At 69.2% G+C, this 26,245-nt stretch carries 20 protein-coding genes and 1 tRNA gene; 10 read left to right on the forward strand and 11 right to left on the reverse strand.

The window, feature by feature from the left end; genetic code table 11:
- Positions 1-128: 128 nt before the first annotated feature.
- Positions 129-8,981 carry an autotransporter outer membrane beta-barrel domain-containing protein gene (locus J2S76_RS02890; protein ID WP_307057340.1) on the reverse strand — a complete coding sequence of 2,951 codons (8,853 nt, stop codon included), beginning with the start codon at positions 8,979-8,981 and terminating at the stop codon, positions 129-131.
- A gap of 230 nt (positions 8,982-9,211) precedes the next feature.
- Between J2S76_RS02890 and J2S76_RS02895 the strand changes: the two genes are divergently transcribed.
- Positions 9,212-10,078, forward strand: a complete 867-nt coding sequence (locus tag J2S76_RS02895; protein ID WP_307057342.1) for a helix-turn-helix domain-containing protein — start codon at positions 9,212-9,214, stop codon at positions 10,076-10,078.
- A gap of 410 nt (positions 10,079-10,488) precedes the next feature.
- A complete protein-coding gene (gene rnk / locus J2S76_RS02900) occupies positions 10,489-10,920 on the forward strand; it encodes a nucleoside diphosphate kinase regulator (RefSeq protein WP_307057344.1) in 432 nt (143 codons plus the stop codon).
- Positions 10,921-11,185: 265 nt separating this feature from the next.
- Here rnk and J2S76_RS02905 read toward each other — a convergent pair.
- Together J2S76_RS02905 and J2S76_RS02910 are read right to left on the reverse strand one after the other, a co-directional pair.
- Positions 11,186-11,277: transfer RNA gene (locus J2S76_RS02905), tRNA-Ser, on the reverse strand.
- Positions 11,278-11,389: 112 nt separating this feature from the next.
- Entirely contained in the window at positions 11,390-12,103 is a 714-nt protein-coding gene (locus tag J2S76_RS02910; protein ID WP_307057346.1) for a glutathione S-transferase N-terminal domain-containing protein, read from the reverse strand.
- Between the two features lie 178 nt (positions 12,104-12,281).
- Here J2S76_RS02910 and J2S76_RS02915 point away from each other — a divergent pair, with 178 nt between their 5' ends.
- Positions 12,282-12,947, forward strand: a complete 666-nt coding sequence (locus J2S76_RS02915; RefSeq protein WP_307057348.1) for a hypothetical protein — start codon at positions 12,282-12,284, stop codon at positions 12,945-12,947.
- Between the two features lie 15 nt (positions 12,948-12,962).
- Here J2S76_RS02915 and J2S76_RS02920 read toward each other — a convergent pair whose 3' ends face one another.
- Both J2S76_RS02920 and gatB read right to left on the reverse strand, forming a co-directional pair.
- Positions 12,963-13,460 carry a GNAT family N-acetyltransferase gene (locus J2S76_RS02920; RefSeq protein ID WP_307057350.1) on the reverse strand — a complete coding sequence of 166 codons (498 nt, stop codon included), beginning with the start codon at positions 13,458-13,460 and terminating at the stop codon, positions 12,963-12,965.
- Positions 13,457-14,950 carry an Asp-tRNA(Asn)/Glu-tRNA(Gln) amidotransferase subunit GatB gene (gatB, locus tag J2S76_RS02925; RefSeq protein ID WP_307057352.1) on the reverse strand — a complete coding sequence of 498 codons (1,494 nt, stop codon included), beginning with the start codon at positions 14,948-14,950 and terminating at the stop codon, positions 13,457-13,459. Before gatB ends, J2S76_RS02920 begins: the two co-directional genes overlap by 4 nt.
- Positions 14,951-15,295: 345 nt before the next feature.
- Between gatB and J2S76_RS02930 the strand changes: the two genes are divergently transcribed.
- Together J2S76_RS02930 and J2S76_RS02935 are read left to right on the forward strand one after the other, a co-directional pair.
- Positions 15,296-16,990, forward strand: coding sequence for an L-lactate permease (locus tag J2S76_RS02930; protein ID WP_307057353.1), 1,695 nt, complete (start codon positions 15,296-15,298; stop codon positions 16,988-16,990).
- Between the two features lie 100 nt (positions 16,991-17,090).
- A complete protein-coding gene (locus J2S76_RS02935; RefSeq protein WP_307057355.1) occupies positions 17,091-17,387 on the forward strand; it encodes a DUF6455 family protein in 297 nt (98 codons plus the stop codon).
- Between the two features lie 168 nt (positions 17,388-17,555).
- Here the strand turns inward: J2S76_RS02935 and J2S76_RS02940 are convergent, their stop codons facing one another.
- The 5 genes from J2S76_RS02940 to J2S76_RS02960 all read right to left on the reverse strand — a co-directional run bounded on the left by J2S76_RS02940 (position 17,556) and on the right by J2S76_RS02960 (position 20,553).
- A complete protein-coding gene (locus tag J2S76_RS02940; RefSeq protein ID WP_018390678.1) occupies positions 17,556-17,849 on the reverse strand; it encodes a chorismate mutase in 294 nt (97 codons plus the stop codon).
- Positions 17,850-17,853: 4 nt separating this feature from the next.
- Positions 17,854-19,350, reverse strand: a complete 1,497-nt coding sequence (gene gatA / locus J2S76_RS02945) for an Asp-tRNA(Asn)/Glu-tRNA(Gln) amidotransferase subunit GatA (RefSeq protein WP_307057357.1) — start codon at positions 19,348-19,350, stop codon at positions 17,854-17,856.
- Between the two features lie 5 nt (positions 19,351-19,355).
- Entirely contained in the window at positions 19,356-19,643 is a 288-nt protein-coding gene (gene gatC / locus J2S76_RS02950) for an Asp-tRNA(Asn)/Glu-tRNA(Gln) amidotransferase subunit GatC (RefSeq protein WP_307057359.1), read from the reverse strand.
- A gap of 255 nt (positions 19,644-19,898) precedes the next feature.
- A complete protein-coding gene (locus J2S76_RS02955) occupies positions 19,899-20,201 on the reverse strand; it encodes a hypothetical protein (RefSeq protein ID WP_307057361.1) in 303 nt (100 codons plus the stop codon).
- Positions 20,202-20,226: 25 nt separating this feature from the next.
- A complete protein-coding gene (locus J2S76_RS02960) occupies positions 20,227-20,553 on the reverse strand; it encodes a hypothetical protein (RefSeq protein ID WP_307057363.1) in 327 nt (108 codons plus the stop codon).
- Positions 20,554-20,732: 179 nt separating this feature from the next.
- Here J2S76_RS02960 and J2S76_RS02965 point away from each other — a divergent pair, with 179 nt between their 5' ends.
- Positions 20,733-21,590 (forward strand): helix-turn-helix domain-containing protein, encoded by an 858-nt coding sequence (locus J2S76_RS02965; RefSeq protein ID WP_307057365.1) that lies wholly within the window; start codon positions 20,733-20,735, stop codon positions 21,588-21,590.
- 29 nt (positions 21,591-21,619) lie between these two features.
- Here J2S76_RS02965 and J2S76_RS02970 read toward each other — a convergent pair whose 3' ends face one another.
- Positions 21,620-22,324, reverse strand: a complete 705-nt coding sequence (locus J2S76_RS02970) for a metal-dependent hydrolase (RefSeq protein WP_307057368.1) — start codon at positions 22,322-22,324, stop codon at positions 21,620-21,622.
- A gap of 123 nt (positions 22,325-22,447) precedes the next feature.
- Here J2S76_RS02970 and ruvX point away from each other — a divergent pair, with 123 nt between their 5' ends.
- The 4 genes from ruvX to J2S76_RS02990 all read left to right on the forward strand — a co-directional run bounded on the left by ruvX (position 22,448) and on the right by J2S76_RS02990 (position 26,199).
- Positions 22,448-22,930: a Holliday junction resolvase RuvX gene (gene ruvX, locus J2S76_RS02975; RefSeq protein ID WP_307057370.1), complete on the forward strand. Its 483-nt coding sequence runs from the start codon at positions 22,448-22,450 to the stop codon at positions 22,928-22,930.
- A 24-nt stretch (positions 22,931-22,954) separates the two neighbouring features.
- Complete coding sequence (locus J2S76_RS02980; protein ID WP_307057372.1) at positions 22,955-23,887, forward strand: AEC family transporter; 933 nt, start codon at positions 22,955-22,957, stop codon at positions 23,885-23,887.
- A 70-nt stretch (positions 23,888-23,957) separates the two neighbouring features.
- The gene (locus J2S76_RS02985; RefSeq protein WP_307057374.1) at positions 23,958-24,911 is read left to right on the forward strand and encodes an aspartate carbamoyltransferase catalytic subunit; all 954 of its coding nucleotides are present in this window, start codon (positions 23,958-23,960) and stop codon (positions 24,909-24,911) included.
- Positions 24,904-26,199, forward strand: coding sequence for a dihydroorotase (locus J2S76_RS02990; protein ID WP_307057376.1), 1,296 nt, complete (start codon positions 24,904-24,906; stop codon positions 26,197-26,199). The genes J2S76_RS02985 and J2S76_RS02990 overlap by 8 nt, the downstream gene beginning before the upstream one ends.
- Positions 26,200-26,245: the final 46 nt, after the last annotated feature.

The following is a 26,245-nucleotide window of genomic DNA, read 5'->3' on the forward strand; positions in this document are numbered from 1 at the left end:
CATCATACGTATGATGATTGGATCGTCAATGGTCGCCGCCGCCCCGGCCGATCGATATTCAGGCTTTCCTGAGATCGAGACGGCGGGTGCCTAAGCCAATGGGTGAGAGCGACGCGGCGGCGTGCGGCTCACCAGCGGAACCGCAGGCTGCCACTGGCGCCGAGGACGGAATAGCCGTCGGCGATCTGGGCGTCGAAGCTGGCCGAGAGAACCATCGTGCCGCCAAGCGTCACCTGCAGCCCCGCACGCAGCTCCAATGCGTCCTCGACAATGGGGATGGGCGATCCCGCGAAGGCAAAGCCCGGCGCTTCCGCGAAGCTGCGCCACACATCCCGTTCCGGGCTGAAGTCGTGCATCCACGCCGCGCGCAGGAAGGGCGCGTAGGTCAAGCCGTCCCTGCCCTGCCAGAGGCCGTCGAACTGGACGCCGATATAGGTCGGCAAAGCGGTGATCGTGCCGGAATGATAGGTCAGGCCCTCCCCCAGAGAACCGAAGCTCTCCGTGTCCGAGCCGAGCCACAGCTGCATCGGCTGGAACGCGGCGAAGGGTGTCAGCGTCGCGTTGGTGTCGCCGAGCGCGAAGCCATAGCCGATCTCGATCCGGCCGCCGAGCAGCGTGCCGTCGAGTTCCCCGCTGGTCGCGAGATCGAGACCAAGGCCGTAGAGGTTACGGTCGAAATCGGCACGGCCATAACCGAGCGTGGCGATCGCCGAGAGATAGGCCGCCTCGTCCTGGTAGACGCCATAGGCGCTCAACCCGCCATAATTGGTCGAGGTGCCGGCGCCATATTCGCTCGCCGAAAGGTCGGTGGTGGAGAAATGGCCCGCCACACCCACCAGCATCGGCAGGTCAGGCAGCTGCCCGTCGGCACCCATGGTCAGCCCGAGAAGGTTGCCGGAGATCCCCCCGCCCGTGGTCGAGCTGCCCATCGCCGCCCCCCAGAAATAGCTCGCCGCCGCGCCGTCAGGGCCGACCGGCGCAGGAACGGTGGTGGCCGCGCCCGGTCGCCGCTGGCGCAGGCGCCACTGGTCCATCTGGTCCGCCACGCTGGCGATCGCCGCCGCGCTGGCGTTGATCATGCTCTGAGGGACAAGGGAGGCCGCCCCGCCGCCGATCGTCTCATAGGCGGTCTCGAGCGAGGAAAGCGTCGGCATCTCCAGCAAGGCGGGAACCATGGTCTGGAACAGGGCGGAGGAGCCTCCGGTCTGAATGAACCCGACGACATCAGCGATATCGCGCGTGCCGGCCGACAGGCCCTCGGGCGTGAAGTCGATGCGTGTGTCGAGAGAGAGACCGCCTGATGATTCCGACAGCGAGAAGTCGAGGATCGCCGTGTCCCCCGCCGCCGTCAGGCTTGACCAGTCACTGCCTCCCGCCACGGAAAGGAAGGACACCGAGAAGGACCCGGGCATGGCGAGATCCGGGCGGTAGAGACTGCCCTGCACGGCGCCGGAGAGGTCCGCACTTCCGCTGACGGCAAACTGGTCCGCCTGCAGCGAGATCTGGTCGGTTCGCACGATCAGGCGGCCCGTCGCGGTCTGGGTGAAGCTGCCGTCGATCGCCGTTGCGCCAAGGCTGGTCGCGCCCCGGCGCAGCGTGCCCTCGTTGCGCAGCACACTCTGCGCGCCGCCGAGGTCGAGTGACGATCCCGCATAGAGAGTGCCGCTGGACAGGTTGACCACGCTGTTGGCGATGCCATCGGCCAGCGACAGATTGCCGATCAGGCCGCCGCCATTGGTGATGGCGCTGTACCCCCCGGTGGTGCGGACCGCCATGCCCTCCGCGCCGTCGACCGTGGCGATCCAGCCATTATTGTTCACATAGTTCTCGGTGCCATCGCTGACGATACCAACGCCGCCGACGCCGCCGATCACGCTGGCGCCCTCAGCGATATTGATGAGCGGATCGCCGCTACCCTGCATCAGCACGCCGACCGCGCCGGCGCCGGTCGCGGTCACCGCCGTCTGGCTTGCCAGATTGACCACCACCTTGCCGGAGGCCGCTGTGCTGCCATTCACCAGCTCCATGCTGGTCCCATTCATCACCAGGCCGCCGCCATTGCTGACGGACTGGGCGATGACGCCATAGGCGCCGGCACCTGTTGTCGAGACGCTGCCGTTCACGTTGACCGTCACCGCCCCACCGGTGCCCGTGCCTCCCGTGGAAGTCCAGCTCGCCGCCTGACCGTCGGATATCGCCGCCCCGCCGCCGCCGCCGATGGATTGGGCGAGAACACCGACCGCATTGGTGCCCGAAGTGGTCAGCGATCCGCCGACCGTCACCTCGACCGCCCCGGCGTCGGAGGCGGTGGAAGGCCCGGCAAAGGTGATATTCGCGCCGGCATTGGCCACGCCGCCGCCGCCGCCAATGCTCTGCGCCAGAATACCGATCGCCGCGTTCCCGGTCGTGGCGATCGTCCCGGAGGTGGAGAGCGTGACCGTGCCGCCTGCCCCGCTGCCCGCCCCTCCCAGCGTCGTGGCGAGACTGTTCGGCAGGACCGCGCTGGTGCTGACGCTGGCGACACCGCCGCCGCCGCCGATGGATTGGGCGAGGATGCCGAAGGCCGCCGTGCCTGATGTCGCGACACCGGTCGCCGTGACGGAGATGTCGCCGCCATCATTGCCGGTGCCGCCCGTGCCCGCCAGGGTCAGCGTGCCGGTGACACCGCCGCTGGTCAGGCTGGACGAACTCGCTGCTCCAACGCCGCCGCCACCGCCGACCGACTGGGCGAGAATCGCCACCGCCGCCATGCCCGAGGTGGTGATCGTATCGGCGGTGGTTACCGTCACCGAGCCGCCGGTCTGGCCGATGCCGGCGCTGCCGCCAAGCGCCATGTCGAAGGAGGCCTCAGTGCCGCCCGAGGCGCCGCCGCTGGAAGCGCCCGCCGCGCCGCCACCGCCGCCCACAGACTGGGCCAGCAGCCCATAGGCCAGCACACCCTGCGTGGTGATCGCTTCATTGGCCGTCGCCGTGACGTCGCCGCCCGCACCGCCCGTGCTGCCGGAGCCGCCAAGGCCGAAGGCCAGCGCATAGGTGCTGTTGCTGGCGTTCACCGTGCTCGCCCCGCCCGCACCGCCGCCGCCGCCGATGGATTGCGCGAAAAGGCCGGTGGAATGGGCGCCCTGCGTGAGGATCTGCGCGTTCGAGGTGACCTGCACCGTGCCGCCGGCGCCGCCGCCGGCGCCGGATCCGCCAAGGCCCATCGCCAGCGCCACGCCGTCATTGGCGGAGGTGGAGGTCGAACTGCTCGATGCCGAACTGCTGCTCGCGCTGCTGCCGCCGCTGCCGCTCGGCGCGGTCGCCGCCGAGACCAGCGCGCCGCCCAACCCGCCGCCGCCACCCACAGACTGGGCGAAGATGCCGTAGGAACTGTCGCCCTGGGTGGTGATCCCGGTCGACAGGCCGCCCCAGGCCACCGCCGTATTGACGGTGACGGTCACGGCGCCACCCGCGCCGCCGCCGCCGCCGCTGCCCCCAAGGCCGAGGCCGATGGACGCCGTGCCGCCCTCGCCCGATGTCGAGGAGGAGGCGCCGCCCGATCCGCCGCCGCCGCCCACCGACTGGGCGAAGACGGCACTGGAGTTATAGCCGGTGGTCGACAGCGTGCCCTGGGTGGTGACGCCGACCGTGCCGCCGGCCCCGGCGGCCGATCCCGCCCCGCCGATCGACAGCGCCACGCTGGTTTCGCTGGCCGAGGAATTGGTGGTGCTGGCACCGCCATTGCCGCCGCCGCCGCCCACCGATTGCGCGAAGATGGCGGCGGAATGGTCCCCCGCCGCGACCATGGTGTCGGAATCGTAGAGGTCGACGCCGGTGGCGATCACATAGACATTCGTGACCGAGACATCGCCGCCCGCGCCGCCGGTGCCGCCACTGCCGCCGAGGCTCAGGGCGAGCGAGGTGCCGCCATCGCTGCCGGACTGGCTGCCCTGCTGTCCCCCGCTCGTCCCGGCCGAAGCCGAGGTCGCGCTGCCGCTGGCCGAACCCGAGAGGCTGCCGGTGGCGCTGGAGGAGGACCCGCCGGACCCGCTGGAGGACGACACGCTGGCGCTGGCGACGCTGGAGCCGCCATTGCCGCCGCCGCCGCCCACCGACTGGGCGAAGATGCCCGCCGAATTGGGGCCGAGCGTGCTGACATAGGCGAGCTGGGATGCGCCGATCGTCACCGTGACCCCGCCGCCATCGCCCCCAGCGCCGCCGGAAGCGCCGAGGCTCATGCTCACCGCCGCCTGGCCGCCGCTGCCGGCCGTGCTGGACGAGGCGCCGCCATTGCCGCCGCCGCCACCCACCGACTGGGCGAAGATGCCCGCCGCCTGCAGGCCGGACGTCTGGATGTAGCCGAGGGAGGTGAGGTTGATGCTGCCGCCATCGCCGCCGTCGCCGGCGCCGCCGCCGAGGCTGAAGGAGACGGCGTAGGAATCGCCATTGGCGTTGGTGGCGCTGGAGCCGCCATTGCCACCGCCGCCGCCGATGGACTGGGCGAGGATCGCCGTGGCCTGATCGCCGAAGGTGTAGATCGACCCGGTATTGTCGAGGGTGACGGTGGCGCCGTCGCCGCCCGTTCCGCCGAAGCCGCCAATGGTGAGCGCGGCGGCGATACCCGCGCTCGCGCCGTCATTGCTGCTTTCCGGCTGCGTGTCGGAACTGCCCGAGACGGCCGAACTGACATTGGCGGCGTCCTGCCCCGCCCCGGCGCCCGCCACCGAGGTCACGCCGCCCTGGAGCTCCTCCCCATCGCCGGCATTGGTGGTGGTGGAGGCGGCGCCGCCATTTCCCCCGCCCCCGCCGATCGCCTGGGCAAGAATGCCGTAGGACAGCGCGCCATAGGTCACCAGCGTGCTGCCATTGTCGACGGTGACGGTGCCGGCATCGCCGCCGCCATTGCCGAAACCGCCAATGGCGAGGCCCGCGGCATAGTCGTTGCTGGAGGCGGTGGCCTGCGTCCAGCCGCCATTGCCGCCGCCGCCACCGATCGACTGGGCGAGGATGGCGGAAGCGTGCATGCCCACCGTGGTGATGCTGCCTGATGTGTCGGTGTTGCTGTACACCGTCACCGTGCCGCCGCTGCCGCCGGTGGCGCCGCCGCCGCCAATGGCGAGGGCGACCGAGGCGGTGGTGGAGGTCGCAATGGAATCGGCCGAGCCGCCATTGCCGCCGGAGCCGCCGATCGACTGGGCGATGATGCCGGCGGACTGGTCGCTGAAGACGCCGGAGGAGCCGGTCAGGATCGCGCCGTTCTGCGTCACCTCGACCGTGTAGGCATCGCCGCCCGCCGCGCCCGCGCCGCCGATGGCGACGCTGGCCGCCGCGCCGTCGGTGCTGTCGCTGGTGCCGGAAAGGCTGAAGGCACGGCTCGACCCGCCATTGCCGCCGGCGCCGCCGATCGATTGCGCGAGAATACCGGCGGAGAGATAGCCATTGGTGGTGATGTCGGCGGCGGTGACGGTGACGCCGCCGCCCGACTGGCCGGACCCGCCGCCCCCGCCGGTGGTGCTGGCGCCCCCCACCGAGACGTTCGCGTCGCCCCCGCCGGTGGCGCCGGAGCCGGCAATGGCCGAACCGCCATTGCCGCCGGACCCGCCAATGGCTTGCGCGAGAATGCCGATGGACTGGTCGGCACCGGTGGTGACGGTATCGGACGCAGTGACGGCGACATCATAGGCGCCGCCGCCGGTGCCGCCGCTGCCGCCGACGGTGACGCTGGAGGCAAAAACGACGGAACCCGCCGCAGAGGCGGTGAAGCCGCCATTGCCGCCATTGCCGCCGATGTTCTGCGCGATGATGCCGGGCGAGAACAGGCCGTTGGTCGAGGTGCTGCCCTCGGCCGTCACCTGGACCAGGCCGTTGCCGTTGCCGCCCGCGCCGCCAGTGCCGCCAATGCTGACCGGCGCGCTGGCGCCGGAGCCGAGCGCGCCGGCGATGTCCCAGCCGCCATTGCCGCCATTGCCGCCGATGGCCTGCGCGATGATGCCGGCCGACTGGTTATAGCCATAGGACGTCACATCCTGCGTTTGGATGGTGACATTGGCCGAGGTGCCGCCGGCGCCGCCCGCGCCGCCCAGATTGACGCCGGCCGACAGGCCCTCGCTGAGGCCGCCCGCCACCGCGAAGCCGCCATTGCCGCCCTGCCCGCCAATGCTCTGGCCCACCACGCCAGGCGCGAGGGGGCCGTTCATCGTTACCGCTTCATAGAGGGTGATGGAGGCCGATGACGCCGCCCCGCCGCTGCCGCCCTCGCCGCCGATCTCGAGGCTGCCCGAGGCGGCACCGGTAAAGTCGCCGCCAGCGGCGAACCCGCCATTGCCGCCGCCGCCGCCAAGCGACTGGGCCAGCACGCCCGGGGCGGTGCCGCGCGCCTGGTCGCCATAGGAGCCCGCCGCGCCGATGATGGCGCCATAGCTGGTGACGGTGACGTTGCCGGAATTGGAACCCGTGCCACCGCCGCCGCCCACCGCCAGGGTGAACGCCCCGTCGCCGGAAAAGTCGCCTGTTGTGACGAAGCCGCCATTGCCGCCGCCGCCGCCGATCGACTGCGCGAGCAGGACCGGCGCGCCGCCATAGTTCGAGACGAGCGCGCCGTAGTTGAGCACCGTCACATTGCTGGAGCTGTTGCCGCTGCCGCCGGCGCCGCCAATGGTCATTCCAGCCGAGGCGGAGATGCTGAGATCCGCGTCGAGGCTGAAGCCGCCGCTGCCGCCGCCGCCGCCGATCGATTGAGCGATAATCGCGCTCGAACCGGCGCCGTTGACGGTGATGGCGGCCGAGCCATAGGCGCTGTTGACCGAACTGTCCTCATTATAGACCCAGACATCGGAGCCGGTGCCGCCCGAGCCACCCGTCCCGCCGATGATGAGGCTGGCGGAGACGGCGTCCGCGTCGACGGCGATCGTGTTGCCGCCCGCGCCGCCGCCGCCGCCAATGGCCTGGGCGACAATGCCATGCGATCGCGCGCCGTTGGTGGTGATGACGCCGCCGGAATTGTCGGCGATGACCGCTCCCGAATTGCCGCCGCCGCCGCCGGATCCCCCCACCCCGATGCCGATGACCGAGCCGGTGGACACGGTGCCGGACACCGAGGCCCCACCCGTGCCGCCGCCGCCGCCGATGGACTGGCCGACCAGGCCGGAGGAATCATCGCCATTGGTGGTGATGCTGACGCCATTGGTGCCGGTATAGACGTCGCCGCCATCGCCAGCGCCGGCGCCCGATCCGCCGAAGGACATCGCGAAGCCGCCGACATCCGAGCCGGACAGCGTCACCGCATAGCCGCCCGCGCCGCCGCCGCCACCGATCGACTGGGCGACGATGCCGGGTGAACTGTCGCCCTGCGTCGAGATCAGCGCCGCGCTTGCCGGCGCGCTGAAGGTCGGCTGGCCGCTGATGGACGTGCAGGCGCCGTCATTGCCGGAGTTGCCCGAATAGGAATTGCAGTTGACCGCCACGGGGCTGGTGCCCCCGCCGTAACCGCCGCTGCCGCCATGGGCGATGGCGGCGGAGACCCCGCCGGACAGGTCGAAGGCGATGCTACCGCCGCCCGCGCCGCCGCCACCGCCAATGGCTTGCGCGAGAATGCCGGCGGAATTGATCTCCGTCGTGGTGATGTTGCCGCTATTGCCGACATAGAGGCTGGCGCCGCCGCCGCCCTGGCCGCCGGTGCCGCCGACGGTGAGGGACACGCCCGCGACCAGCGAGGCCGAGCCCGACAGGCCGAACCCGCCCGCGCCGCCGCCGCCGCCGATGGATTGGGCGAGAATGCCGTAGGAGCCGCCCGCCGTGGGCGCGGGCGAGCCGGCATAGCCGCACCCGCCCGTGCACAGATCGCCGGAATTGATCACGATGACCTGGTTGCCATTGCCGCCATCACCGCCGGTGCCGCCCAGCGCGATGGCGAGGTCCGGCGCGCCGCTGAAGGCCATGCCGCCGGAACCGCCGGCGCCGCCGAGCGACTGGGCGAAAATCGCGGCGGAGGACGCACCCGTGGTGGTGATGTCGGACGAATTCGTCACCTGCGTTTGCGCGGCAGTGCCGGCCGGTCCGCCGGAACCGCCCAGCGCGACCAGCCCCGCCGCCACGCCGGCATTGCCGCCGCCGCCGCCGACCGACTGGGCGTAGATACCATAGGAACCCGCGCCGGACGTCAGGATCGCGGCGCCGGTCGTATTGGTCACCGTGATCGCGCCGCTGTCGCCGCCATAGCCGCCGCCACCGCTGACGCCGCCATACCAGCCATTGGCACTGCCACCGTCGCCGCCATTGCCGCCGATGCTCTGGGCGAAAATGCCGGTGGCCTGGGTGGTGGTGATGGCGGCGCCGTTCTGCACCGTCACCGAGCCGCCGGCGCCGCCGGTTCCCGCCGCTCCGCCATTGCCGCTGCTGACGGAACTGTTCTCATTGCCGCCATTGCCGCCCTGGCCACCCACGCTCTGCGCCCAGATTCCGTAGGAATCGGTGCCAACCGTGGTCAGCGCGATGGCGTTGTCGACCGTGACCGCGCCGCCATTGCCGCCATTGCCGCCCGCCCCGCCCTTATAGTCCACCGACGACGTGCCGCCGCCATTGCCACCTCGGCCGCCCTGGGAGATCACGACGATGCCGGAATATTCGAAGGTGAAGCTGCCGGACTGGCTGTCGATGGTGATGTCGGCGGTCCCGCCATCCCCGGCATCGCCGCCGGGCTGGCCGCCATAGCAGCTGCCGCCGCTCCCCCCCGCGCCGCCCTGCCCGCCGGTGACGGTCACGAGGACCATCGTCGCGTTATAAGTGCCGCCGGAAGTCAGCCCATTGTCGAAGGTCGTGAAGATATCGTCGGATGGATTGCCTGTCGTGCCGCTATAGGGCGGGTAGGTGCAGCCATCCGCGTTCTGGCCGCTGAGGCCATTGCTTCCCGTATTCTGGAAGGACGAAAGGGCCGGCCCGATCGACGGCGCCGTGCTCTGGGCGGCGGCAGGGGCGGTCAAGGCGCAGACGGCGACCGACGACATGAGGAATGGCAGGGACAGCCGAAGAGTGCCGGAAACCGCACGAGCCTTCCGCGAGAGCAACGTCAGACCGGCCATGCGCATCCCCCGCAAGAAAGCAAAACGGCGCGCGCCTTGCCGGCGCCCGCTGTGTGGGATGGGCATCCCGCTCCCGGGTTTGCCGGCCGGACGTGTTATAGGCAACGTCACTTTTTGGAATCGTTGGGCGATTTATGCAGAAGGCGGGTGCGTGCATGGGCGGGGAATCGGGGCCGGCCGCGTCCTTTCCCGAACCCGTCCTCCGGCTGTTCGGCGCGGAGGCCATCAACGAGCTGATGGCGGCGCCGGGGTTTCCCGACGCCGTCAGGGCCGCCGCCGCCAATGCGGTCCGGCTGTATGACGGCAGCTGGATCCGCAACCGGCTTTTGAATGATCGCGGCCGCCTCCTCGCCGTGCTGCTCCTGCTGGATCTGCATTTCACCGAGAGCGGCGGAACGGGCTTCACCGGGGCGCAGCTGCGGCGCGAGGTGGTGGCGTTGGACGTCTGCAGCGCCGGCCGTGCCACCGCCTTCCTCGCCGCGCTGCGGTTCAAGCGCCTGCTGGCGGACGGCACCGTTTCCGGGCGGAAGGAGCGGCGACTTATACCGACGGCGGCCCTTCTGCAGACGCATCGCGAGCGCTGGAACGGCATGTTCGCGGCCATCGCCCATATCGACGCGCCGGCGGCAGAGGCGGCCCGCGCCTTACCGGATGATCTTCTGTTCGGCCCCTGCACCCACGCCATGGCGGCGTGCTTCCGCCAGGGCCTGCGGGTGTTCGCGGCCGCGCCGGAACTGCAGGACCTCGCCGAACGCGATGCCGGCCTCGTCATGCTGGTGTCGCTGATCACCCGGGACGGTCCCGTCTCCGTCAGCCAGCTCGCGCGGCGATTCCACGTCTCGCGCGCGCATGCGGCCAATGTCCTGCAACGCGCCGAGACGCAAGGTCTCGCCTGCAGCGAGCCCGGACTGAACGGATACCGCGCGAGCCCGGCGCTGCAGCCGGTTCTCATGCGCTTCTACGCCGTCATTTTCCTCACCTTCCTGACGGCCCTGAGCGAAGGTCGACCGCGCGGGGGCTGAGGCGCCGACACGCCGGCATCGCCTCAGGCCGGCGCGAAGCCTCATCGACCGCCGGCCACGATCGGGGGCTCAGGAACAAAGACATGGATCTGAAGTGCGGATCATCGCACCGCCGCTTCCAGCCTCCTGCCCGTGCATAAGCCTCGCCCTTCTCCGGGTTTGACTTTAGCGCAAGCAGCCCCCAACTTCCGGGGATGATGATCGCACGCGCACAGCATTGGCACTTTCGGGTATGTCCCATCGCGGGACACTAGCCCCCGGCTCGGTCGCCCGGCGCCCTGGCACCGGGGCGCGCGGTCAAAAACTGTAGCCGGCGACGCCGCTTAGGGCGGCAGAATTCCACATCATCCGACCAACGACACGTGAAGCGCCCTCGCCGCGCTCTGCGTCCATCACAATTGGAGACTTCAATGACGCTCGCAAGCCGCAAGCCGGCCATCCTCATCACGCGCAACGACCACGCGCAATTGACGAAACTGGCGGACGGTTATGCGGCCAGCCATCCCGACCTTGCCGAGGAGCTTTACACAGAGTTGGACCGGGCGCGGGTCGTCGCCACAGAGAAGCCCGGCGCCGAATTCATCCGCATCGGCTCGACGTTCAGGTTCACCACCGATGGCGGGGCCGACCGCACCGTTACCCTCGTACTCCCTGGCGAGGCCGACATTGCGGCGGGGAAGGTGTCTGTCATGACCCCCATCGGCGTGGCGTTGATCGGGCTTTCGGCAGGGCAGTCGATGAAATGGACGGCCCGTGATGGCGCTGTCCATATGTTGACCGTTGTCAGTGTGGGGGTGGGCCAGCAGCCAGCGGGTGGCAACTTGGCCGGAGCACACTCCTGAGGTCGAGATGGGCGGCTCTCCGGGGTCCATGCCGCGGAACTTAAGGGAAGCGCCGCCTTTTGCCGGTGAAGCGGCGGAAGGCGTGGACGGTACCGTTTCGGCTGTTGACCTAGAGCCCCGGCGACTCGCGCGCGGGCTGTCCAAGGAGAGCCGCCACAGCGCATCGCACTCGGGGTCGTGCGCCTGAAGCCCAAACATGGGGAGCTCGGACTGGCGTGACCGCCAGCCGACGGACTTTGCTTGCTTACTTCGCTTGAAAAAGTGTTGGCGGAGACGGAGGGATTCGAACCCTCGAGGCCCTTTTGGGGGCCTGCTCATTTAGCAAACGAGTGCCTTCAGCCTCTCGGCCACGTCTCCAGCCGGCCTCGCGGTCGCCTTGCGGCGGCGCGGTTCGAGCCGGCGACCTGTCTAGGTTTCCCCCGCCCCCCGGTCAAGGCCGAATACGCAGTTGGTCCACTGCCGGCTTCATTCATCCGGCCGGGCGCTGGCCGAACAGCACGCTCTGCGCCTGCGTGTCGGTGGCGAAGTCGATCTTGGCGCGGTCGGCGGCGTTCACGGCGAGGCCGCGCTGCACCGCCGGCCGCGCCAGCATCCGCTCCAGCCAGGCGGCAAAATGGGGCAATTCCTTGATGTCCTGGCCCTGTCGCTCCCATAGCTTGGCCCAGCCGATGCAGGCGATGTCGGCGATGGAATAGTCGCCGGCAAGGAAGGGCCGGTCCGCCAGGCGCGTGTTCATCACCCCATAGAGGCGGTGCACCTCCTTGGTGTAGCGCTCGATGGCGTAGGGAATCTTCTCCGGCGCATAGATGCGGAAATGGTGCGCCTGCCCCGCCATCGGCCCGAGCCCGGCCATCTGCCAGAACAGCCACTGGTCCACCTCCACCCGCCCGCGCTCGTCGGTGGGGTAGAACAGCCCGGTCTTGCGGCCGAGATATTGCAGGATCGCCCCTGATTCGAACACGGAGAGCGGCGCCCCGTCCGGCCCCTCGGGATCGACGATTGCCGGCATCTTGTTGTTGGGCGACAGGGCGAGAAAGTCCGGCTTGAACTGGTCGCCCCGGCCGATATTGACCGGGATCACCTCATAGGGAAGCCCGCATTCCTCCAGCATGATGGAGATCTTCCAGCCATTGGGCGTCGGCCAGTAATAGAGCTGGATCGGACGGGACTGTAGCTGGGCCATGACGCGAGCGCTCCCCCTTCGCCCTTGATGGGGCGCAGGACATCAGAACTAGGGCCGCCCCGCGCGGCTGGCAAGCGGGCGGGGCCCGGCGGCATGACGTGCTCGCCTCATCGGGCGGATGCGAGTAGATTTGCCCCGCCCGGCGCCCCCGCGCCTTTCCACAAGCGAGACCGTGCGCGTGAAAACTGCCGTCCTTTCCTGCCTGCTCGGCGCGCTCACCCTGGCCGGCGCCCTGCCCGGCGCGGCGCGGGCGCAGACGCCGGCGGCCCCCTCGCCGGCCAAGATCTGCGCCGACCGCTGGAACGAGATGAAGGCGAACAACCAGACCGGCGAGCAGAGCTTTCGCGATTTTTCCGCGCAGTGCCTGAAGGAGCCCGGGGCGACGGCGGAAAAGCCGGCCCCTGCGGGCGAGCCGGCACCCGCGCCGAAGCGCAACACCACGCCGACCGGCGCCTCGGCCACTGCCGCCCAGCCCTCGATCAAGCAATGCGCCGATCTGTGGAACGAGATGAAGGCGAAGAACCAGACCGGCAAGCGCACCTATCGCGACTTCGCCCAGGAATGCCTCGCCGGCACCGGCGTACTGGATGAGAAGCCGGCGCCAACGCCGGCGCCGGAAGAGCCTAACGAGCAGGCGCCCAAGCCGAAGACCTCGGTTCCCTCCGTGCCCCGCCCGGCGGGCGCCCCCACGCCCGACCCCGCCCCGGCGCTGTCGCGCCCGCCCGATGCCAGCGACCGCGAGGCGCTCAATCGGTGCAATGCCGAGTGGCAGTCCTACAAGACCCGGCACAACCTCACCGGCGCCAAGGCCTGGCACGTCTTCATGGCCCGCTGCCTGCCGTAAGGCGGCCCGCCGGGCTCAGTGGCCGGCAAGGTCGATCTTGAAACCGTCGAGCCGCTTCTCGAAGCCGGCGCGCTCATAGAAGCGGTGCGCGTCGGCGCGCAGCTTGTTGGAGGCGAGCTGCAGCGAGCCGGCGCCCCGGCGCCGCGCTTCGGCGATGGCGAAGTCCATCATCGCCGCGCCGACGCCCTTGCCGCGCACGTCAGGGTCCACCTGCACCGCCTCGGCATGGGCGAGCAGTGTGCCGTGGCGCAGCAGCGCGCGGAAGAACACCAGCTGGAAGGTGCCGACCACCCGGCCGTCGAGCCGCGCGACATAAAGCGTCGCGCGCGGATCGGCGGCGATGTCGTCAAAGGCCCGCTCATAGGCGGGAAAGTCGGCCGGGTCGGCACTGTCGCGCACGCCGAACAGCGTCTCCCGCGCGAGTATGGCGACGATGGCCGGCAGGTCGGCGCGGGTGGCCGGCTCGATGGCGACGGCGCAGGCCGTCGCCTCCGGCGCAGAGGCGTCGCTCATATCCCGAGCTTGCTCTTCAAGAGGTCGTTCACCACCTGCGGCGCGGCCTTGCCACCGGTCTGCTTCATCACCTGGCCGACAAACCAGCCCAGCATGGTCGGCTTGGCGAGCACCTGCGCCACCTTGTCCGGGTTGGCGGCGATGATGGCGTCCACCGCCGCCTCGATGGCGCCGGTATCGGTCACCTGGCGCATGCCGCGCGCCTCGACGATGGCGCGGGGGTCGCCGTCCTTCTCCTCGGCGATGATGATCGCCAGCACGTCCTTGGCGATCTTGCCGGAAATGGTGCCGTCGGCGATCAGGTCGACCAGCCCGGCGATCTGCACCGGGGTGATGTGGGTCTCATAGACCGACAGGCCGGAGGCATTGGCGAAGGCGGAGACGTCGCCCATGATCCAGTTGGCCACCGCCTTGGCGTCGCGCGCGCCGCCGCCATGGGCGACCGCCGCCTCGTAATAGGCCGCCGTCTCCTTCTCGGCCACCAGCACGTCGGCGTCATAGGCGGAGAGGCCATAGGCGGCGACGAAGCGGGCCTTCTTCTCGTCGGGGAGTTCCGGCAGATGCGCCTTCAATTCGGCGACGAAGGCGTCGTCGAATTCCAGCGGCAGCAGGTCCGGGTCGGGGAAATAGCGGTAATCATGCGCTTCTTCCTTCGACCGCATGGAGCGCGTCTCGCCCTTGCCGGGGTCGAACAGGCGGGTTTCCTGGTCGATCGTGCCGCCATCCTCAATGATGCCGATCTGGCGGCGCGCCTCGACATCGACCGCCTGGCCGATGAAGCGGATGGAGTTGACGTTCTTGATCTCGCAGCGCGTGCCGAAATCATCGCCCGGCCTGCGCACCGAGACGTTGACGTCGGCGCGCAGCGAGCCCTTTTCCATGTCGCCATCGCAGGTGCCGAGATAGCGCAGAATGGTGCGCAGCTTGGTCACATAGGCCTTCGCCTCTTCCGCCGAGCGCAGGTCCGGCTTGGAGACAATCTCCATCAAAGCGACGCCGGAGCGGTTGAGATCGACCAGGGAGAGCGTCGGGTGCTGGTCGTGGATCGACTTGCCCGCGTCCTGCTCCAGATGCAGCCGCTCGATACCCACTTCGATCTGCCCGTCGGCGGTGTCGACCAGCACCACCCCCTCGCCGACGATGGGGCTCTTGTACTGGCTGATCTGGTAGCCCTGCGGCAGGTCCGGGTAGAAGTAGTTCTTACGGTCGAACACCGAGCGGTTGTTGATCTCAGCCTTGAGGCCCAGCCCCGTGCGCACCGCCTGCTTCACGCATTCGGCGTTGATGACGGGCAGCATGCCCGGCATCGCCGCATCGACCAGCGAGACATGGGCGTTCGGCTCGGCGCCGAATTCGGTCGAGGCGCCGGAGAACAGCTTGGAATTGGACGTGACCTGCGCATGGATTTCCATGCCGATCACGATTTCCCAGTCGCCGGTGGCCCCCTTGATCAGCTTCTTCGGGTCGGCGGGGCGGGAATGCATGTTCATCGGACGAACCTGTTCTGGCGTGCGCAAGCACGAAAGCGCGGGAGTGGCAGTTCCCTACCCTGCCCCCGCCGGTCCTGACAACCGTTTCGCGCGGCCCCGCCGGCCGAACCCGTCTCCCACCCGCCCCGGCCGAGGGGACAAACGTCGTCCGTCCGGGGCCCTTATAGACGATTGGACAAGAGGACACGCCATTTTGTCTCGCGTATTCATGGGTCCAATGCGACGATGGTCAGAATATATTACCAACGCGCAGGCTCTCGGGAGGAGCGTCCACACCAATCAACGTCGCCGCTCCGTCTGGGCTCCTGGCGGAAAAAGGCCGGCGACACAGGAGGAAACAACCGGATGTCGACAGGTCTGCTCGCCTTCCTTGCCTTTTTGCCGATCATTTCGGCAGGCGTCTTGCTCATCGGTTTTCGCATCGCCGCCCGCATCGTCATGCCCATCACCTATGTGATGGCGGTGGTTATCGCCCTTTTGTTCTGGGGCGTCAGCGCCAACCGGATCGCCGCCTCGACACTGCAGGGATTGCTGCAGACCGCCGGCCTTTTGTGGATCATCTTCGGCGCCATCCTGCTGCTCAACACGCTGAAGCACTCGGGCGCCATCTCCACCATCCGCGCCGGCTTCACCTCGATCAGCCCGGATCGGCGCGTGCAGGTGATCCTCATCGCCTGGCTGTTCGGCTCCTTCATCGAGGGCGCCTCTGGCTTCGGCACCCCGGCCGCCGTCGCCGCCCCGCTGATGGTGGCGGTCGGCTTCCCGGCCATGGCCGCCGTCGTGTTCGGCATGATGATCCAGTCGACGCCGGTGTCCTTCGGCGCCGTCGGCACCCCGCTGATCGTCGGCGTGCAGACCGGGCTGGACCAGACCGCCATATCGGCGCAGCTCACTGACGTCGGTTCCAGCTGGGCCGTCTTCTTCCACCTCATCACCACGGAAGTGGCGATCATCCACGCCATCTGCGGCACGCTGATGCCGCTGTTCCTCATCATGGTGATGACGCGCTTCTTCGGTCGCAACAAATCCTGGACCGAGGGCCTTTCCGCCGCGCCCTTCGCCATCCTCGGCGCCTTCGCCATGACGGTGCCCTATGTGCTGGCGGCGACCTTCCTCGGCGCGGAATTCCCCTCGCTGCTCGGTGGACTGATCGGCCTCGCCATCATGACGCTGGCCGCGCGCGCCGGCTTTCTGGTCCCGAAGACCAGCTGGGACTTCGCCCCGCCCTCGGAATGGCCGAAGGAGTGGTTCGGCCAGCTCGACATCACCCTCGACAGCCTCGCCAAGCGCACCATCCCGCTGGCGCTGGCCTGGGCGCCCTATGTGCTGCTGGCGGTCTTCCTGGTGGTCAGCCGCATGGTGCCCGGCGTCGGCGGCGCGCTGAAGTCGGCGACATTGGCCTTCTCCAACCTTCTCGGCGAACAGGGGATCAATGGCGATTTCCCGCTGCTGTTCTCCCCCGGCGGCCTGCTGGTCATCATCTGCATGATCACCGTCCTGCTGCACCGCATGCCGCTGTCGGGCTTCACCGCCGCCGTGCGCGAGAGCAGCGGCACGCTGATCGGCGCCGGCTTCGTGCTGATCTTCACCGTGCCGATGGTGCGGGTGATGATCAATTCCGGCGTCAACGCCAATGGGCTGGACAGCATGCCGGTGCTGGTCGCCGAATGGGTGTCGACGCAGGTCGGCGCGGTCTACCCGGTGTTCGCCCCGACCATTGGCGCTCTCGGCGCCTTCCTTGCCGGCTCGAACACGGTCAGCAACCTGATGCTGAGCCAGTTCCAGTTCTCGGTGGCGCAGGGGCTGGGCATCTCCTCGGTGCTGATGGTGGCGGGCCAGTCGGTCGGCGCCGCCGCCGGCAACATGATCGCCATCCACAATGTCGTCGCGGCGTCGGCCACGGTCGGCCTGCTCGGGCGCGAAGGGGCGACGCTGCGCATCACCATCCTGCCGACGATCTACTATCTGATCGTCGCCGGAACCCTGCTGCTGCTCGGCTTCTATGTCGTCGGCCTCAGCGATCCGCTGATGGGCCGGTAAAGCGAGCCGCCGGGACCGTCAGACGTCCCGGCAGCCTTGCGCCAGATCAAGGCCGGCGCTCCCCTGCGCCGGCACTCTCCCCCAAACGGGGAGAACAGCCATGAATGTCGACACGATAGACGAGCGCCTCGCGCTCTTCCGCGCCATGGCCGCCCATGCCGGCCTGGACCTTCCGGCGATCGCCGCCGAGGCGCCGCAGGAGGTGCTGGCCGCCGCCCAGCGCTGCCTCGGCTGCCGCGATGCCCCGGACTGCCACCGCTGGTTCGACGCACAGGCCGCCGGCGAAAATACGGAAAACGCTGGCGCCAGCGAACAGCCGGTGCCCGGCTTCTGCCGCAACGCGGCGCAGTTCGATCTCTGGAAGGACGGCGCGACACCCTCGCAGGCGGCCGAATAGGCCGGAGCGGCGGGCCTGGAGAACGCGTTATCCGATCAGATTGGTTCAGTCTGATCGGATCGCACTCCAGAGCGTTTTCGAGCGACGTGGACACCGGCTCGCGTGAAGAAAACGCGACAAAACAAAGAATGAGATCATTTCACTGTCTCCATGAAACAGTGAAATGATCTAGCCCAGCCGCTCATTCTCGTAGGCGATCACCCAGTCGATCAGCTGGCGCCAGAGCTTTTCCACCAGCTCCGGCGGCACGCCCTTGGTTTCGGCATGGGCGCTGACCTTGTCGATCACGTCTTCCACCCGCTCGGGCAGGAAGGCGGCGAGGCCCTCCACCTTCTTCACCGCGATGACGTGCTTGACCACCTCGAAGCGCCGGGCCAGCAGCTCGACGATCTCGGCGTCGATGGCATCGATCTCGGCCCGGAAGGGCGCGAGCGAGCGCTCATTGGCGGGCAGGCGCGGCATCGGCTCACTCCCACCAGCGGTCGGTGACCTCGAAGCGGCCGGCGGCCTCCTCGATCACCTGGCCGAGCGAGAACAGCCCCTCCTCGCCGAACGGCCGGCCGATCAGCTGCAGGCCGAGCGGCAGCCCCTCGGAGGACAGCCCCGCCGGCACCGCGATGCCCGGCAGGCCGGCCATGTTCAGCGTCACCGTGAACACGTCCTGCAGATACATCTCCACCGGGTCGGCGCCCGACTTCTCGCCGATGCCGAAGGCGGGCGAGGGCGTGGCCGGCGCCAGCACCGCGTCGATGCCCTCGGCAAAGACGGTCTCGAAGTCGCGCTTGATCAGCGTGCGGACCTTCTGCGCCTTGAGGTAATAGGCGTCGTAATAGCCGGCCGAGAGCACATAGGTGCCGACCATGACGCGCCGGCGCACCTCGTCGCCGAAGCCGCTCGCGCGGGTCTTCTCATACATCTCAACGATGTCGCGGCCCGGCACACGCTCGCCATAGCGCACGCCATCATAGCGGGCGAGGTTGGAGGAGGCCTCGGCCAGCGCCACGATGTAATAGGCCGGCAGCGCATATTTGGTGTGCGGCAGGCTGATGTCGACGATCTCCGCGCCGGCCTCGCGCAGCATGGCGGCGCCCTTGTCCCATAGCGCGGCGATCTCCGGCGACATGCCATCGACGCGGTATTCGCGGGGAATGCCGATTCGCTTGCCCTTCACCGAGGCACCCACCGCCGCCTCGTAATCGGGCACGGCCATGTCGACGCTGGTGGAATCCTTGGGGTCGTGGCCAGCCATGGAGCGCAGCAGCAGCGCGGCATCGTTCACCGAGCGGGCGATCGGCCCGGCCTGGTCGAGCGAGGAGGCGTAGGCGACGACGCCCCAGCGCGAGCAGCGGCCATAGGTCGGCTTGATGCCGACCGTGCCGGTGAAGGCCGCCGGCTGGCGGATCGAGCCGCCCGTGTCGGTGCCCGCCGCCCCGGCGCAGATCTGCGCCGCCACCGCCGCCGCCGAGCCGCCGGAGGAGCCGCCCGGCACGAGGGGCTGCGCCGAGCCGGTGCGCCGCCAGGGGTTCACCGCGGCGCCGAAGGCGCTCGATTCGGTGGAGGAGCCCATGGCGAACTCGTCCTGGTTCAGCTTGCCCAGCAGCACCGCGCCATCCTTCCACAGCCGGGAGGTGACGGTCGATTCATAGGGCGGGACGAAGTTCTTCAAAATGTTCGAGCACGCCGTGGTCCGCACGCCCTCGGTGGCGAACATGTCCTTGATGCCGAGCGGAATGCCTTCCAGCGGCCCGGCCGTGCCGGCGGCGTAGCGGGCATCGCTGGCCTTGGCCATATCAAGCGCCTTTTCCGGCGTGGTCAGCACATAGGCGTTGAGATCGCCCGCCGCCTCGATCGCGCCGAGATAGGCCTGCGTCAGCTCGGTGGCGGTGAAATGCCCCTCGCTCAGCCCTTCATGGGCGGCGGTGAGGGTGAGGCGGGTGAGTTCGTGGCGCGAGGAGGTGCTCATCTCGCTCACTCCACCACTTTCGGGACGGCGAAGAAGCCGTCCTCGGAGGCTGGGGCGTTGGCGAGCACCCGCTCGGCATAGAAGCCGTCGCTCACCACATCCGCCCGCAGCGGCAGGGTCATCGGGATGACGCTGGTCATCGGCTCGACGCCATCGGTGTCGACCTCGCCGAGTTGCTCCACGAAGGCGAGGATGGCGTTCAGCTCGCCCTGGAGGTGGGCCACCTCGTCCTCTGTCACGGCGATGCGCGCCAGATGCGCCACCCGCCGGACCGTCGCCTGATCGACCGACATCCGAAATCCCAATCCACTGAAACCGATGCGCGCCCTATAGCAGGCACGCACCGCGCCCCGCAACGCGCGGCGCTACGCTCGCCACATCAATGGCGGGGATCGGATGCCGGCCGGCGCGCCAATCTCAGGCTTGAACCGGCCGCTGTTGCGGCCGGCTTGCGAGTCTGTCTCAGGCTTTCGCCGACCGCCGTCGCGGCCGGCTTGCGCGCCGATCTCAGGCTTCAACCGGCCGCTGCTGCGGCCGGCCGGCTCCTGTCACGAGCGCGCCTGCTCCAGGCACTGGCCGGCGGCCTGAGCGTTGGAGCGGGCATTGCCGCGGTCGATCTGGCCGGACATGGCCAGCGACTTGGTGGTGTCGGTGACGATGGTGCGCAGGTCACCGCTGTCGCCGGCCGCCATCACAGCCGCGTAGATCGCCTTGCCATCGGCGGTGAGCGAGGCGGCGCAAGCATTGCCCGCCGCCTGGTCGGCGCGGGCCACGCCGCCGGCCAGCAGAACGAGCGCGGCGCAGGCGGCCGTGGAAAGCCCGCCGACGCGAGCAAAGGAACGAAGCATCATGATCGACTCCATGGTAGAATAGGGTTTAGCGCACGCCTGCGCGGTTGACGCCGCCATTCACATTGACGCCCGGACCGGGGCGAGCGATGGCGCGGGCATTGGCATTGGCGCCAGCGGTGCAGCCGGCGGGAAAGCCGGGGCGCGTGCAGTAGACGGTCGCCCGGGCAGCCGGCGCGACATAGGGAGTCGGGCGAACCACGCATCCGACCGGAATGCCCGGTCCGGTGCAATAGATGACGGCTGCGTCGGCGGGGGCGGAGCTGCCCACGGCGAGAGCGACCAGCAGCCCGCCGCAGAAGGCGGCCGGCACGAGGCGGCGCGCAAGCGGGAAGACGCGAGATTGGAGGCTCATTTCGATCTTGTCCTGTTCTGGCCCCCGCAAGGGGATCCGGACGCTACATTGGGCGGTTTGTGGCGCCCGGCAATGTCGATTATTGGTCGCAACGAAAGGCCTCGATGAGAAGAATGGTTGGGCGAAATGCAGCAACGGTCCAGACCGGCGATTCCAACCCCCGGCGGTTTGACGCTCTGATGCCCGGCGAATCGCAGGAACGCGCCCGGCTGCTCACCCGGCCCGACTTTCCCTGGATCGCGCGGCAGGCGGCGATCAATCTCAGCGACGCCTATCGCGGCAATGTGCTGCTGACCCGGCTGCTGAACGATCGCGGCCGCTTCGTCCTCTCCCTGCTGCTTCTGGACATGCATTTCGAAGCGCCCGACGCGCCCGGCCTGACCACCGGCCGGCTGAAGGCGGAAGCGGTCGCGCTCGACGTGTGCAGCCCGGGCCGGGTTGGCGCCATCCTCGCGGCGTTCCGGGTGTTCGGCATGATCGCGCCGGCGCCGGATTCCGACGGCCGCCGCCGCCGGCTGGTGGTGACCGACAAGCTGATGTCGATCCACCGCGAGCGCTGGCGGACCATGCTCAACACCCTTGCGCTCGTCGTGCCCGAGGAAGGCGAGCGGGGCCTGCGCCATCTCGACGATCCGGTCTTCCTCACCGCCTTCGTCCGCACCCTGCTGGAACCGCTCCGCGCCGGATGGCGGCCCTCCTTCGACATTCCCGCCATCGGCCAGTTCGCCGAGCGGGACGGCGGCCTGCTGATCGCCCTTGCCCTGTTCGGCATCGGGCTCACCGGCCAGCCGCTGTCGATCTCGCAGCTGGCGCGCTCGTTCCGCATTTCCCGCTCGCATGTCGTCGGCATCGTCCAGGAGGCCGCCGAGGCGGGGCTGGTGCGGCGGGTGGAGGAACAGGGCGCGCGCGGGCCGGGCGTGCTGCCGCAGCCGGCGCTGATTGAGGCGATGGAGCACTTCGTCGCCATGGCGCTGGTGCGCCAGATGGTGGCGGTGCGCGCCGGCCTCGCCGCGCTCGACAGCCGCGACGCCGCCTGAACCGGGCCGGCCGCGGCAGGCCGGCCGGCTCAGCCGCGCGAGAAGCCCACCGGCACGCCCTTGTCAGGCACCACCACCGTCGCCTCCTCGCCCACCAGCGCGACGAATCGCTCGGCACCGGGCTCCAGCAGCCCGAAGGAGGCGTAGTGCGCCGGGATAATGGAGAGGCCACTGAGATAGCGCGACACCGCCACCGCCGCCAGTTCCGGCCCCATGGTGAAGCGGTCGCCGATCGGCACGATCACCACATCAGGCTTGTGCAGCTCGGCGATCAGGCCCATGTCGGAAAAAATATCGGTATCGCCCATGTGCCAGACGGTCGGCTCGCCCGGCGCCTTGACGATGATGCCGTTGGCATTGCCGAGATAGACGGTCCGGCCGTCCTCCATCATGCCGGAGGAATGGTCCGCCCGCACCAGGCTCACGGTGAAGCCGTCGAAATGCACCGTGCCGCCGGTGTTCATCGGCTCCAGCTTGGCGACGCCCTGCTGGCCGAGCCAGCCGGCGAGGTCCGCATTGGCGACCACCGTCGCCTCATTGGCCCGCGCGATCGCCACGCTGTCGCCGACATGGTCGGCATGGCCGTGGGTCAGCAGCACATGCGAAACATCCGCCGTCGCGTCGCCGAAATCGCCTGAAAAAGCCGGATTGCCGGTCAGGAAGGGGTCGATCAGCACCGCCGTGCCAGCAAAATCGAGCCGAAACGCCGCATGGCCGAACCAGGTGATCTTCATCGCCGATCCTCATTCATTTGCAGGGGAGCGCCGGGGAACATAGGGCAGGCGCGCCGCCGCACAACCCCGGTTCGGCCGGACCAGCGATGGCGCCGGGCCCGTGGCCATGCTAGGCGAGGCCACATGGCCGCCTCCATCCTCACCGTCACCGACGCCGCCCCGCTCCTGCCCGCCCGTGGCGGGCTCATCGGCCTCGATCTCGGCACCAAGACCATCGGCGTCGCCTCCTCCGATCCCGACCGGCGGCTCGCTGCCCCGGTCGAGACCATCGCCCGCAAGCAGTTCACCCCGGATGCGGCGCGCATCCTGGCGCTGGGCACGGCGCGCGGCGCGGTGGGCATCGTTCTCGGCCTGCCTGTCAACATGGATGGCAGCGAGGGGCCGCGCGCGCAGTCCTCGCGCGCCTTCGCCCGCAATCTCGCCCGGCTGACCGAACTGCCGATCATCCTGTGGGACGAGCGCCTCTCCACAGCCGCCGTCGAGCGCGACATGATCGCCATGGACATGAGCCGCGCCCGCCGCGCCGAGGTGGTGGACCAGCAGGCCGCCGCCTTCATCCTGCAGGGCGCGCTGGATCGGCTGCGCTTCATCGCCGGCAACGGCTGATACGTCCCAGGGAGCCGGGCTGACATGTCCGCTGTACTCGGCGCGCTGGTGCCGGTCTTTCTCATCATCGCGCTGGGCGCGGTGCTCAAGCGCGGCCTGCTGCCCGAGGCCTCGCACTGGATCGCGCTGGAGCGGCTGACGTATTTCATCCTGTTTCCCGCCTTGCTGGTGGTGAGTATCGCCCGGGCGGATCTGGGCGAGGTGGCGGTGCTGGAGGTGTCGACGGCGCTGCTGGGCGCCATTGCCCTTGTCGGCCTCCTACTCACCCTGCTCCGCCCCACGATTAGCCGCGCCTTCCGCCTTGCCGGTCCCAGCTACACCTCGGTGTTCCAGGGCGCCCTGCGCTGGAACACCTATATCGTCCTCGCCATCTCCGGCTCGCTCGCCGGCCCGCGCGGGCTGGCGGTGGCCGCCGTTGGGCTGGCGGTGATGATTCCGGTGCTCAACACACTCAGCGTCATCGTGCTGGCCCGCCATGGCGAGAACGGTGCCACCAGCAATCGCCTGCTGGTGCTGCAGATTTTGCGCAACCCGTTCATCTGGTCCTGCGCCGCCGGGGCGCTGATCAACGCGCTGCACCTGCCGGTGCCGCCGGTGCTGCTCACCTTCGGCGACATTCTCGGCCGCTCCTCGCTGGCGCTCGGCCTGCTGGTCGTGGGCGCCGGCCTGCGGCTGGGGGATCTGCGCCGCCCGCGTCTCGCGACCTGGTTCACCTGCCTGGTTAAGCTGGCAGTGCTGCCCGCTCTTGGCGTTGGCATTGGCCTGATGCTGGGCCTGCGCGAGGTGGATCTGCTCGTCGTCGCCGTCAGCACCGCCGTCCCCTCCGCCCCCAACGGCTATGTGCTCGCCCGGCAGATGGGCGGCGACGCCCCGCTTCTGGCGGAAATCCTCACCGTGCAGACGCTTCTGGCCGCCGTCACCATGCCGCTTGTCATCGCTGCGGTGGCGCTTCTGTGAGGGAAAATCGCACACGGGCGCTAAATCTCTTGCCGTGGGCCCTCGCGGCCTCTATCCAGCCGACTTCGATATGACATCGAACCCGACCGCCAGTTTCGCCCTCAATCGCCGGCACCTGCTCGGCATCGAGGGCCTGTCGCCCGACGAGATCGTCGGCCTTTTGGACCTCGCCGAAGAGTTCGTGCTTCTCAACCGCCAGGTGGAGAAGAAACGGGCAACCCTGCGCGGGCGCACGCAAATCAACCTGTTCTTCGAGGCCTCGACCCGCACCCAGGCCTCGTTCGAGATCGCCGGCAAGCGGCTCGGCGCCGATGTGATGAACATGTCGGTGAGCACCTCCTCGGTGAAGAAGGGCGAGACGCTCATCGACACCGCGGCGACGCTGAACGCCATGCACCCGGATGTGCTGATCGTGCGCCACAGCGCGTCGGGCGCGGTGGAGCTGCTGGCCCGCAAGGTCGATTGCGCGGTGGTCAATGCCGGCGACGGCGCCCATGAGCACCCGACCCAGGCGCTGCTCGACGCCCTCACCATCCGCCGCAACAAGGGCCGCATCCAGGGCCTCACCGTCGCCATCTGCGGCGACATCACCCATTCGCGCGTCGCTCGCTCCAACATCCTGCTGCTTCAGGCACTGGGCGCGCAGGTGCGGGTCATCGCCCCGCCGACCCTGCTGCCCAAAGGCATCGAGCGCTTCGGCGTCTCGGTCTATGGCGACATGCGAACCGGGCTGGCCGATGTCGATATCGTCATGATGCTGCGGCTGCAGCGCGAACGCATGAACGGCTCCTATGTGCCTTCGGTGAAAGAGTATTTCCATTTCTGGGGGCTGGACGAGGCCAAGCTGCGCTTCGCCAAGCCCGACGCGCTGGTGATGCATCCCGGCCCGATGAATCGCGGCGTCGAGATTGATTCGGCAGTCGCCGACGGCGCCCAGTCGCTCATCCGCGAACAGGTCGAGATGGGCGTCGCCGTCCGCATGGCCGTGCTGGACGCTCTCTCGCGGAACCTTCCCAATGCATGAGACCCGTCCCATCCTGCTCTCCCGGGCGCGCCTCATCGACCCCTCGCGCGACCTCGACACGACAGGCGACATCCTGATCGCCGACGGCGTCATCAAGGACATCGCACCCAACCTTTCAGCCGGCCTGCCGCCTGATACCGAGATCGTCGACTGCCGCCAGCTCGTGGCGATTCCGGGCCTGGTCGACATGCGCGCCTTCATCGGCGAGCCGGGCGCCGAGCACCGCGAGACGCTGGCCTCGGCCAGCCAGGCGGCGGCGGCGGGCGGCGTCACCACCATCATCTGCCAGCCTGACACCGACCCCGTGATCGACGATCCGGCGATCGTCGACTTCATCCTGCGCCGGGCGCGCGACACCGCCATCGTCAATGTCCATCCGATGGCCGCCCTCACCAAGGGGCTCGAAGGCCGCGAGATGACCGAGATCGGCCTGCTCGGCGCCGCCGGCGCGGTCGCCTTCACCGACGGCACCCGCTCCATCGGCTCGGCGCAGGTGCTGCGCCGCGCGCTGACCTATGGCCGCGACTTCGGCGCGCTGATCGTCCACCACACCCAGGATGCGAGCCTCGCCGGCGAAGGCGTTATGAATGAAGGCGAACTCGCCTCCCGGCTCGGCCTCGCCGGCCTCTCCAAAGCGGCGGAAACCATCATTTTCGAGCGCGACGTGCGGCTCGCCGCCATCACCGGCGGGCGCTACCACGCGGCCTCGCTGACCTGCGCCGATTCGCTGGAGGTGCTGCGCCGGGCCAAGGATGCCGGCATCGACGTCACCGCCTCGGCGTCGATCAACCACCTCACGCTCAATGAGCGCGACGTGGTCGGCTACCGCACCTTCTTCAAGCTGACCCCGCCGCTGCGCGCCGAGGAGGACCGGATCGCGCTGGTGCAGGGCGTCGCCGAGGGGCTGATCGACATCATCGTCTCCGACCACAACCCGCAGGATGTCGAGGTCAAGCGCCTGCCCTTCTCCGAGGCCGCCTTCGGTGCGGTGGGACTGGAGACCATGCTCGCCGCCGGCCTGCGCCTCGTCACCTCGGGCATGCTCGATCTGATGACGCTGATCCGCGCCATGTCCACCCGGCCGGCGGAACGCCTTGGCCTGCCGGGCGGGACGCTGCGGCCCGGCGCGCGCGCCGACATCGCCCTGCTCGCGCTTGACGAGGCCTGGATTCTCGATCCGCTCACCCTGAAGTCGCGCTGCCGCAACACGCCGTTCGACGAGGCGCGCTTCGAGGGCCGGGTGGTGCGGACGCTGGTCGCCGGCCGCACCGTTTATGAATACGTGTGACGAACGTAACCGAGCGCGCGCGCCCATCTGTGCAATCCCCGGGAAG

Origin of the sequence: Ancylobacter vacuolatus, from assembly GCF_030813595.1 — a bacterium.
Taxonomy (GTDB): Bacteria; Pseudomonadota; Alphaproteobacteria; order Rhizobiales; family Xanthobacteraceae; genus Ancylobacter; species Ancylobacter vacuolatus.